The sequence below is a fragment of the Heliobacterium mobile genome (genome assembly GCF_009720735.1).
GTDB classification, from domain to species: Bacteria; Bacillota; Desulfitobacteriia; order Heliobacteriales; family Heliobacteriaceae; genus Heliobacterium; species Heliobacterium mobile.
In genome coordinates, this window is the sequence record NZ_WNKU01000047.1 from 1 (window position 1) to 10,666 (window position 10,666).

10 protein-coding genes are annotated in these 10,666 nt (G+C 44.3%); 1 reads left to right on the forward strand and 9 read right to left on the reverse strand.

The window, feature by feature from the left end; all coding sequences use genetic code 11:
- Positions 1 to 365 precede the first annotated feature (365 nt).
- The 6 genes from GJ688_RS18650 to GJ688_RS18675 form a co-directional block, all read right to left on the reverse strand.
- Complete coding sequence (locus tag GJ688_RS18650) at positions 366 to 680, reverse strand: DUF4405 domain-containing protein (RefSeq protein ID WP_155478022.1); 315 nt, start codon at positions 678 to 680, stop codon at positions 366 to 368.
- A 535-nt stretch (positions 681 to 1,215) separates the two neighbouring features.
- Positions 1,216 to 1,695 (reverse strand): dUTP diphosphatase, encoded by a 480-nt coding sequence (dut, locus tag GJ688_RS18655; protein WP_155478023.1) that lies wholly within the window; start codon positions 1,693 to 1,695, stop codon positions 1,216 to 1,218.
- A gap of 81 nt (positions 1,696 to 1,776) precedes the next feature.
- A complete protein-coding gene (locus GJ688_RS18660; RefSeq protein WP_170292153.1) occupies positions 1,777 to 2,697 on the reverse strand; it encodes a LysR family transcriptional regulator in 921 nt (306 codons plus the stop codon).
- A gap of 175 nt (positions 2,698 to 2,872) precedes the next feature.
- Complete coding sequence (locus GJ688_RS18665; protein ID WP_155478024.1) at positions 2,873 to 3,271, reverse strand: hypothetical protein; 399 nt, start codon at positions 3,269 to 3,271, stop codon at positions 2,873 to 2,875.
- A 294-nt stretch (positions 3,272 to 3,565) separates the two neighbouring features.
- Positions 3,566 to 5,758, reverse strand: a complete 2,193-nt coding sequence (locus tag GJ688_RS18670) for a cell division protein FtsA (protein WP_170292154.1) — start codon at positions 5,756 to 5,758, stop codon at positions 3,566 to 3,568.
- Positions 5,759 to 5,884: 126 nt separating this feature from the next.
- Entirely contained in the window at positions 5,885 to 6,124 is a 240-nt protein-coding gene (locus tag GJ688_RS18675; RefSeq protein WP_155478031.1) for a type II toxin-antitoxin system HicA family toxin, read from the reverse strand.
- A 218-nt stretch (positions 6,125 to 6,342) separates the two neighbouring features.
- On the opposite strand from GJ688_RS18675, the gene GJ688_RS18680 reads away from it, so the two are divergent.
- Positions 6,343 to 6,861, forward strand: coding sequence for a 3D domain-containing protein (locus GJ688_RS18680; protein WP_155478026.1), 519 nt, complete (start codon positions 6,343 to 6,345; stop codon positions 6,859 to 6,861).
- 3 nt (positions 6,862 to 6,864) lie between these two features.
- Here GJ688_RS18680 and GJ688_RS18685 read toward each other — a convergent pair whose 3' ends face one another.
- The 3 genes from GJ688_RS18685 to GJ688_RS18695 form a co-directional block, all read right to left on the reverse strand.
- Complete coding sequence (locus tag GJ688_RS18685; RefSeq protein ID WP_155478027.1) at positions 6,865 to 7,386, reverse strand: gamma carbonic anhydrase family protein; 522 nt, start codon at positions 7,384 to 7,386, stop codon at positions 6,865 to 6,867.
- 316 nt (positions 7,387 to 7,702) lie between these two features.
- Complete coding sequence (locus GJ688_RS18690) at positions 7,703 to 8,485, reverse strand: CheR family methyltransferase (protein ID WP_170292155.1); 783 nt, start codon at positions 8,483 to 8,485, stop codon at positions 7,703 to 7,705.
- Between the two features lie 105 nt (positions 8,486 to 8,590).
- Positions 8,591 to 10,444, reverse strand: coding sequence for a polysaccharide biosynthesis tyrosine autokinase (locus GJ688_RS18695; RefSeq protein ID WP_155478029.1), 1,854 nt, complete (start codon positions 10,442 to 10,444; stop codon positions 8,591 to 8,593).
- Between the last annotated feature and the right edge of the window lie 222 nt (positions 10,445 to 10,666).

Below are 10,666 nucleotides of genomic sequence, written 5' to 3' on the forward strand. Positions count from 1 at the left end.
AATGATTTGGAATGGGCGGTGGCTCTTCAACAACTTTGGTCGATTATTGATGATGTCGTTAAAAACTGCAACAAGAAGTTAGCCGCTTTGATTAAAAGTCAACTCCAGAAATGGATTGGCTCTTTACCCAACTATATCAAGGCTTACTTGCCTATTTCTGTGTGCGAAACTTGAGTTGCTTAATAATTCCCCAGCTTAACGAAAAATCCTCTCTTTTTACCATAGTATCTTCACAAGTACGGTATCCGTTTAAAAGAAAAAGGCCTAGAGGAACCTTGCATTCCATTTAGGCACTTTTAGGAAACCTATTTCAATCATGTCCCGCAAGTGTTTTCGACCGATTTCGGTTGAAGTGACGCATATCATTACGTAAACAACTGTTTGATTTCGCTGAGAAGAGCTTTATAGTTGAGAATAAGATGACTGAGAATGAACCCAATCATCCCAAAACCTAAACAAACATGCAGGTCTTTAAACAAAACGATCGGCATACCTGCAAAAACCAAGGGGGAACCTGGTCCATGAGGGGTCGTTAACAACCCAACCCCAGAGATTGTTACCACGATTCCAAAGGTGAGTATAATTAAGGAAGTGATACCTCTAATTTTGATTAGGGGAGAAGTTCCATTTTTTCTTATTTCCTTGGATAGCATCGAAATTTCCTTAACGTTAGAACTCATGCTGACCCCCTACTTACCTAAGTTTTCCGACCTCTATAAATATACTGTTGAAATCGGGAAATATTCCGAATTTCTGTAGACTCAGCTTAATAGGATAAATGAAACATTCACGAGCCATTGGGTTATAAGCTATTCTGAAAATGACTCTTCATAAAAAAAAAGCCCTCGGCAGTGAACCAAGGACTTGTATATTAACCAGTTATTTAATGTTCTTTATCTTGGTCAAGCATGTCTTTGATTTGATGAGATAAATCTTCATAAAAAGAGTCTGTAAAAAGGTAGCTTTCCTGATTTCCTACCAACTGTACCACGGCGCATCCTCCTTCAATTACAGAAACATCCGGAATTTTCCCTACAAGTATCTCTTAGCATACAGTATACAATACATCGTATTTCTGTCAACAATGATTATACGCTTCCGAACAATAAATTTCATGATGTACACTGATATTCACACCCTTGTTTAATATTTTGGATATTAGACAAAAAATAAAAAACCGCCGGTTGTCATCGGCGGAAAAATATCAAGCTCCTTTTATATTCCAGAGTGACCGAAACCACCGGACCCACGATTGGTTTCTACAAATGATTCCACTTCAACCAGTGTCACACCGTGTAAAACAGGTTGGAATACCAGTTGTGCGACACGGTCACCTTTTTTTATGTCAACATACCTTTGTCCAAAATTAATCAGGATTACCCCGATATCCCCGGTGTAGTCAGCGTCGATCGTTCCCGGTGAATTAAGAAGTGTTATCCCATGTTTTAAAGCCAATCCACTTCTTGGACGTACCTGGGCTTCCATCCCCTCTCCCATTTGAATGGCGATACCCGTTCGAACAAGCACTCGTTCTCCGGGAAAAATGCGCAATTGTTCAAAGGAATCATAGTAAGGATCACTAGCATTTTCAGGATTTACGATGTCCAGCACATGGAGATCAAAGCCGCTAGCTAGCTGAGTCTGTCGCTCCGGTATAATGGCATTTGCATGTAGTTTCTTAAAGGATACTTTCATTTGGTTTCGCCCTTTCTCCTAGATCTTACAAAAAATGAGTTTATCCTTTGAAATAGATTTTATGGCTTTTACTCTGAAATATCAAATGCCTATTTTTATGAGTTGGCTTTCCGTATCGATGTCTAAGATTGAACTAGTAAAGAGCAACCATTGACGGGCGGCATGAGATAAGTAGCGGTATTTATTCCAAATCACCGTTAAATTCCAATATATCTGAGGATCTCGCAAAGGTAATACGATGACTTGATCAGTATCCACCTTCTCGCAAATCCTTTTAGGCAGTAAAGCTATCCCTAATTGAGATGCCACCATTTCAGTCATAAAATCCCACTGTGAGCTTTGGCAGATTATTTTAGGCTTGAAACCGCAAAGATGGCAGCGTTCAATAATTCGATCGTAAAGAGAAAAATCTTCCCGGTAAAAAACAAAGGATTCATCTTTTAGTTCGGAATAATCTACGACCTGTTTTGTACTCAATCGATGCTTCCCTGGAACGATCAGCATCAATGGTTCTTTTACGAAGGAAAACATCGAGAGGGTTTGGTTTTTTTCGGGAATCGTGCAGACCACACCAATATCTAGTGTTCCCTCATTAATTCCCTGTTCAATCTTTTTCGATCCGATCTCAACCAAATGGATCGTGATTTGTGGATAGGCCTTATTGAATTCTCCAATTAAGCGAGGAAATGGGCTAGAACCGGCATTCGGCGGTATGCCGATGCGTATATTTCCCTTTTTTATATTCATAACGTCGGATAGTTCAGATGTCAAGTTTTGAAAAGAGGCAAGAATCTGTTGGGCTTGTACCAAAACCGCTTTACCTGCATCAGTTAATTCAATTTGCTTTGCCGAACGATGAAATAAAGTCACACCGAGTTCATCTTCGAGAATCCTTATCGTTTTGCTGATCGAAGGTTGCGAAATATGTAACACTTGAGAAGCTTTCGTAAAGCTTCGGTGTCGTGCGACCTCGACAAAATATTCCAAGTGGCGTACATCCACGCAAAATACCCTCCAGTAGCTTAAAATCACGGGAGTTGTTTAACCGATGCCCATATCTTAACACGAACCAGATTGTGATTGAAAGAACTTGTGGGATTTCAAGTTCGTAAAAGTAAAAAAGAATCCGGATTTGTGCTTACTCCGGACTCTCTTAGAACCTTTTATTTGATTTAGGCTAAATAATGTGGCGGCGAAGTCTCCGACTCTGCACAAGAATATAGATGGCAATAACCAGATTGACCGCAGCGACGATACCGTAATAAAGGAGCATATCCCACCACCATCCAAACAGCAGCAAGAAAAAACTCGCTATCCACGGTCTTATCGTCATCCCCATCGTTAGGGTGGTAGGTTCTTTTTCATCGTCCATCGATGGTGTTATGATAGTTGTTGAGTTGGTTCCCCAAAATCGCTCTCTGACGAAAGGCCAGGACTGGTACAATGCCGAACCGACAAGAACGACAATCATGACCATCAGGAGATACTGTTGTCCCGGTCCTCCCGGCCAAAGCACCGTTAAGAATAAATAAACAGGAAGAATAATGGCCATTGTGGAAAAAATGGAACGTTTCATAAAAAATCCCCTCCTCTAAGTAGCGTTACCTAGAAGAGAGGATTTCATACCACATATATCCATAGGTGAGGAAAATCGGGTTCCTAAGATGAGGGGCAGGTCCTAGTTACAGAAGGACTGCGGTCTGATGTCTGATTTTTCCGTATCCTATATTATATCTTTTAGGAGCAATGATTTGCCCGTTATTGGCCCATCTCAATCCCTAATCCGACCATCTTTTCTGTTGGGAGGTGTAAGGTACCTTTTTCCCTACCGGATTGCCCGGTAGGGTTTTCTTTTTTCGCTAACTCCCATTTACCTCCAGCTCAACTCTACCCTGGCCTGATCTGCGATAGGCGTTGCAAAATCGCCGAGAAAACCGTTTACATAAATATCCAATTTCGTTTTTCCGGCTGGAGGGGCAGGGTCAAAACCGATATGCAGCAACAACTCTGAAAGGATCAGATCGGCCGAACGACCAGCCTTGACGACGATATTGTCACCATCGTTCAACATCTCATTGCCCGTAGCCGGTTGACCATTGAGGTAGACGGCAGCAGACTGGCCGGGAAAAGTCCAAGTCTTATCGTTGACAAGAACCTGCAGCGGCTTCCCCTCCCACTTCGGTAAATCAACGATATCCTTTAAGACCAGCCCAGTTATGCGGGAAGAACGAACCGAAATCCGATCTCCACTTTTGACCGGTTCTGTCAATTTGACATGAGAATCGTTCAGTAACACTTCCGGCGTCGAAACTGGAACCATCTTTTCTACGCCGTTCAATACGTACCGGACAGAATGTTCTTCCTTTAATGCTTCCAGATTGCCGATAGCGTCTAACAGATGGGCGATCGTATCTACGGGTTGAAAGCGAATTCTCGCACCATCTTGCAGAGGAGTATCCAAAGCGGCTACCTTGCTGTTCATGGTGATTTGCGGATCCATATGAACCGGTTGACCGTTAATTTCGACATCTAAAGCAGTGAGTTCGGGAACTACGTCACCGATGCACCCGCTCCCATCTGCCCCACGCTTGGATCCTTCAAATCGGATCTCATCACCAGGGTTGACGGGGCTGTCCAATCGGCCCTCATTCCCATTAACAGTGATTTTGGCCGGCTCCCCGAGAGTTCCACGAAGAATTTTTACTTGGCCGTTAACTTCTACAGTCATAGCAAGTCCCGGCAATCCATGGATTTGGCGCAGACTCACTCCAGCAGCCACTAAAGCGTCTCCGATGGTGCCTAATTGCATATTGAATAACCGGACGGGTTCTTCGTTGACAGTCACCTCATAGAATCCCAGCGTCTGATGTTTTACGGAGGTAAAAGCGATACCGACAGGAGTGACAAATTCAGGCCCTTTCATGTCTTCTAAATTGCCGCTGAGGTCCCGGAGACTCTCCCGTCCACGGACGCCTACCCGTTCGCAAGGGAGGCCAAGTGCTTCGGCCAATTTAGCTGGCAACAGCGGAGTCAATGAGCCCCCACCGACGAGAATGACCGCCTGTGGTGTTTTTCCATTCAGGTCGATGATCTTATCGGCAATTTGGCAAGCCAAGTGTTCGACGGTCGGTCCCAAGGATGTAAGCATGTCCTGCACATCCAGTTCTTGTTCAAAACCGAGGACGTCACAGATTTGAATCGTTTCGTTGATCGTCGAAACGTTCCCAGTCTTATCGTGCCCTGTCAGGACCGCGTGCAAGGCTCGCTTGGCACGTTCCCCTTCGCCAAATTCAAGCAGGTATTTTTGACAGATTTGTTCGGTCATCTCATCGCCAGCGATAGGAACCATGGCATAGGCCGTAACAGTTCCACCGGAAGTCATCGCAATATCAGAAGTGCCGGCACCGACATCGACTAAGGCCAGGTTGAGTTGGCGCATGTTCGGCGGGATAACCACGTTGATGGCGGCGATCGGTTCCAACGTCAGGCTCTTCATCTCTAAATCGACCCGTTGCAACACCGAGAAAAGGGAGTCTACGACGACACGAGGCAAGAATGTACCGATAACCTCGATTTCGGCATTTAAACCCCGTTGACCGACAAGGTTTCCGATCGTTTGCCCTTCCAGGTAATAGTTGACCACGCTATATCCGACGCAGTGATAGTCTTTCACAGCATCTCCGCCGTCAATCTTTAATGCTTTCTGTGCATTCTGTACCGCCGCCAGTTCCAACGCAAAGACATCTTCCGACGAATACTCCTGCAAAGAGGGCGATTGTCGACTCACCCGGCCCCGGGCGATCTTCAGGGCCCGCCCGGCAGCAGCGACAGCTACCTCTTTTAAAGGTTGGTTAAACCGGCTTTCCAATTTCTGTTTAATACGACGAACTACGTTAGATACCTGTACCACATCGTGAATCTGCCCATCCAACATGGCTCGATGGCGATGTTCTTCCATCGCCGTATGTAAGATTTCCAATCCTTCTTCTTTTTCTTGCGCGATGATCCCGACGACACTTCGGGTTCCGATATCCAAAGCAAAAATATAGTCGTTATTAGACATAATGCAGTCCTCCTGGTATGCAAAAATGCCGCTTGTCCTCTTTCGACCTGGCGGCATTCATTTCCTGCAATCGCGGCTGAGAACCTGCTACACCTCACTTCCTTCACTCACACCGCTGGAAAGATCCTAGGCGGAGAGAAGTTCGAGAAAATCGGATTTACTGAGGCCTGCTTGATGTAAGATGCCCATGAGCGTACCCTTTTTTAGGTCTTTTTTGTGTCCCGGGATGGTCACAGAGAGAACCGTTCCTGGACCGGCTTTCTCCATCCGAAGGTGACTGCCTCGCTGTCGAATCGGCTCAAATCCTTCCCGGTGAAGAAGCTTAGCCACTTCCAGACCAGAAACCGTAGGTAATCGACCGGACATCCCCAAGACAGGTTCACCTCCAGTTTCCTCCGGAGGTGTAGCAGGATCAACAGTAGTTTTTCCTTTTCCGTACATTTTACCAGTTTAGTTTTTCACCATCATTATCACGAACCGCTCATGCATAAAAAAAGGTCACTGAGATAACCTAGGATTATAGCTTGTTCAATTCAGCTATAACCACGATTGGGAGATGATGGTCTATTTTACGTCGCTGGTACTTGCTCTCTCTCCTCCTGGCTCTGTTCGCACTATACCCGATTTTTGCGGAAGCGTCACCGAATGAGGGAGAGCAAGCAAGAGATACCATTTCGATTCCCGAAAGTTTATCCGGAAAAACGATCCTTCAACTGTCCATGCTGGGTTATCGGATCACAGCGCCTATGGAAGTGGATGCCACTGCTTATGATGCTTGTATTCTCTGTTGTGGAAAAAGCGATGGCATTACGAAAACGGGACAAAAAGCTCTACCGTGGTACACGGTGGCTGTCGATCCTGATGTAATTCCCCTAGGCACGAAAGTCTATGTGCCTGCTTTTGGACGGGTTTTTGAAGCCCAAGATATCGGGGGAAAAATCCGGGGCAGGCGAATGGACTTTTTTCTGCCTGATCATGAATCGGCAATCAGCTTCGGGAGACAACCCCTTCAAGTTTTTCTCTTATCAGGACCGGAAAAGCTTCATCGGACAGACCTTCCGCAGAATATGATGGTCTGGGCACCGACAAAAGGGGCCGAATAGCTCTTACTCGATGCGTCCCTTGTAGTTCTCCCGCCACAACTGCACGTACCGTTCCGCATTCCCTTTGAATCGTTCTGCCTCTTCGGGAGTCAGTGTTTTGATGAGCTTTGCAGGGTTTCCCATGATTAAGCTGTACGGTGGGAATTCTTTCCCAGGGGGAACTAAAGTGTGGGCCCCTACGACAGAATGTTCTCTGATGCGAGCATTGTCAAGAATGATGGCACCGATGCCAATCAGCGAATAATCACCGATTTGGGCACTGTGAATGATGGCACCATGACCTACAGTAACCGAATTTCCGATTTCGGTGGGATGAAAGTGATCTGTGTGTAGGACTGCGTTATCTTGAACATTCGAATTTTCACCGACAATGATCGGTTGACCGCAGTCACCACGGGCGACAACGTTAAACCAGAGACTGCTGCCCTTTTTTATCGTTACTTGACCACCAACAACAGCAGTCGCTGCGATATATGTGTCCGGATCAATCTGAGGTGTATGGATATCAATGGTAAAGATCGGCATGAGAGACCTCCCTTATCCCTTTTCCTTTAGATTATTTATTTGAAAGCTGTCGCCCTTTTATGCGTAATCAGAGAAAACGCCCCATACGGGGCGCTTTGTTATCGGCTCGTTTTCTTTGTTTTAAGGTTGTTGAACATAACTCCAAACATAGCAAAAGGCCAGCCTAACCACATGACCCATTTTGAATGGGTCGTGAGGCTGTTCCATTGTCTCTCCACAACGTCATCGGCCCGCATCCAAAACCAAAAAGCGTAACCGGCACCTATATAGACGAGTAAGAATACGACCAATGCAAAAATAGACTCCACCCCCTTGATTATGTTTTTTGATAAAAGAATGTGGCCGCAGTGGTTAAGCCAATTTCACGAGCTTGGAAAATCTGTTCCGTTGAACCGGTAAACAGAATCCCTCCTTTGCGCATGGCTTGATGAAACCGCTTATAGAGCATGGTTTTCGTTTCTTCCGTAAAGTATATGACGACATTTCGGCAAAGAATGAGATCAAAATTAGACTCAAAGGTATCTTTTAACAGATTTTGTTGCTGAAACTTAACCTGCCTTTTTACTTCATCTTTTACCCGGAAGAATCCGCCGCCTTGGTCTTCAAAGTATTTCTTAACCATTTCCGGAGACATGTTGGCCAGTGATTTGACAGAATATATCCCCAGCTGAGCTTTCCTTAACACTTCTTTGTCGATATCAGTAGCTAAAACTTTATTTCGCATGTCACAACGGGATTCCATCATTGTCATGGCCAAGCTATAGGGTTCTTCTCCAGTGGAGCAACCGGCAGACCAAACTTTTAATTGCGGATTTTCTTTTAGCAACAAGGGAAGTATTTTGTTCGTCAAGACGTCCCATTGCCCAGGGTTGCGAAAAAATTCCGACACGTTAATCGTCAGATGATCAATGAATTTACGGTACTGTTCAGCATCTTTGTCGATTAAGTTGAAATAGCTGAGCAGGTCATTGACTCCCTGTGAGCGCATGAGAGTACGTATCCGTCTTTCCATTTGAGGACGTTTGTAATTGGCTAGATCTAATCCGCTTTTGGCGTGTACTTTTTTTATGAATAACTCGTATTCGTCACCTACAGTCACGGATTGGCCTCCCTTAGTGTATTCTATAACCCTTAATTCGTGAACAGTTAGAAAGATTCCTGCTTTTGAATAAAACAAAAAAGCGGTGAAAAAGACACCGCTTTTTTAATCAGACTCTCTTTGAACACGCTGGTAATGAACATGTTTCTTGTTTCCTTCCACTCCGATAATTATGGCTCCGATAATCTTCCCTTTTCCTTGATGAATTCGATAGATAGCTTCTTTCACAGTATCAAGATGGCAGAAACGAGTGCGTACGTTCAGTACAGTTCCATGGGCTAGACCTGCCAAGATGATGGAATCTGTAACTGATACGATGGGCGGACTATCGATAAGCACTACGTCATACATATCGACAATTTCATTCAGCATGTTTTTTATGTACTGTCCTGATAATAGTTCTGGAGGATTCGGCGGTAAAGGGCCACTCGTCATGATATCGAGTCCCGGATAAGAGCTTGGCGTCAACACTTTTTGAAAGGGGAGGTTGTTTAAGAGGATGTTGCTCAAACCATAATGATTGTTTATACCAAAAAATTTGTGTTGTACAGGTCGGCGTAAATCTCCGTCGATCAGCAAGGTTCGAAAACCCGTTTGGGCAAAGGTTACAGCCAAATTGGCCGTAATATTTGAATTACCTTCCTTAGGTTCTGTACTCGTGCAGAGAATCACCTTTCTATCTTTGTCTATGGCTTGATACCATATACCGGTGCAGATGGCACGGTATAGTTCAATCACTGGTGAATTGGGTATTTCCAACATGTCCGGTGATACATCGTCGTAGCTGATATTTTTATTTTCTCTTCTCGGATACCAGATGATGTTTTGCTTTTTATCTCTGCTTTTAGTTCTATAGCAATAAGGGACACTTCCGAGATAAGGGATCTTCAATTTACGTAGGATATCCATTTTTGATTTAATCGTTTTATCTAACAACTCGACAGAAAAGGCGATTACGACTGAAATCGAAAATCCAAGGATAAGTCCAATCATTACATTGAATGAGATGTTCGGCTTAATAGGGGCTGTCGGAGTGCTCGCCGGAGAAGCGAATTTGACTGTTGTCTCGCCTTGATTTACCGACTTGGCGATGCGTATGTCTGTCAGTTTTTGATGTAAGACGTTTCTCGTTTTATCAAGACGATCAACCTCTCCCTTTAATCGGTCATGTTCCATCTGTTTTACGGTTAATTCTTCCTGAACACTTTCCCACCGGGCTCGTAAAGCACTGATGGCGTTTTCGATGGTGGCGAGCTTCGCTTTTTTTCCTTCCAACTCATATTGCTTCTGCCGTAACTGTCTCTGGAGGGAATAGTAATCAGAATTATCAATAGTTCTTTCCGTGGCACCGTCTTTGATTGCAATCGTTGTCGGAGTTCTTTCGATACGATTGTTAAGTTCATTAATTAAGCCGTTCAATTCTTGTACTTCAACTTCAGCGAGCATTTTGTTCTTTTCATGATCCAACAGGAGATCGGAAATGTTTTCGATGTCTTTGGACAATAAATCCGGGTTGCGAGGTTGAATTAAAAAACGGTTTAAGGCAGAGACGGCGTTTTGATAGTTTTTTTCTTCTTCGTTCGTTTGCTGTTCCAACAAAGTTCCCGATTTCGTTAGCTTTTCGAGGTTAGTTTCCGTAATGAAGTTTACGAATTCGGAATCGAGAGTATTGGCTATATTTGCAGCTAACACAGGATCGGAATGGGCGACACGGACTTCAATCAGGTTGGTATCTTTGATTAAAGAAGCCGAGATCATCCCTTGGAGACTGGACGGATTGTAGTCTGCCAAGCCAAGTTTGTTGATGACTCGTTGTAAGACACCGTCGCTTTTTATCTGTGTCACATAGGATTGCATAGTATAATCGGGCATTTTCGATGCCAATGAGATGACATCTTCTAAATCCAATTGCTCCATTTTACGTCCGATCTGTTTAGAGTCATCGGCTTGAAGAACCATCAGAAGTGATCGAGCCTCATAAACTGGAGTAAGGATATATTTACTAACTCAAGTTTCGCACACAGAAATAGGCAAGTAAGCCTTGATATAGTTGGGTAAAGAGCCAATCCATTTCTGGAGTTGACTTTTAATCAAAGCGGCTAACTTCTTGTTGCAGTTTTTAACGACATCATCAATAATCGACCAAAGTTGTTGAAGAGCCACCGCCCATTCCAAATCATT

Excerpts from the sequence above, each read along its gene's own strand:
- GJ688_RS18665 (WP_155478024.1), bottom strand. The coding sequence starts at position 3,271 with ATGAAACGTTCCATTTTTTCCACAATGGCCATTATTCTTCCTGTTTAT.
- GJ688_RS18650 (WP_155478022.1), bottom strand. The coding sequence starts at position 680 with ATGAGTTCTAACGTTAAGGAAATTTCGATGCTATCCAAGGAAATAAGA.
- dut (WP_155478023.1), bottom strand. The coding sequence starts at position 1,695 with ATGAAAGTATCCTTTAAGAAACTACATGCAAATGCCATTATACCGGAG.
- GJ688_RS18685 (WP_155478027.1), bottom strand. The coding sequence starts at position 7,386 with ATGCCGATCTTTACCATTGATATCCATACACCTCAGATTGATCCGGAC.
- GJ688_RS18695 (WP_155478029.1), bottom strand. The coding sequence starts at position 10,444 with ATGGTTCTTCAAGCCGATGACTCTAAACAGATCGGACGTAAAATGGAG.
- GJ688_RS18675 (WP_155478031.1), bottom strand. The coding sequence starts at position 6,124 with ATGTCCGGTCGATTACCTACGGTTTCTGGTCTGGAAGTGGCTAAGCTT.
- GJ688_RS18670 (WP_170292154.1), bottom strand. The coding sequence starts at position 5,758 with ATGTCTAATAACGACTATATTTTTGCTTTGGATATCGGAACCCGAAGT.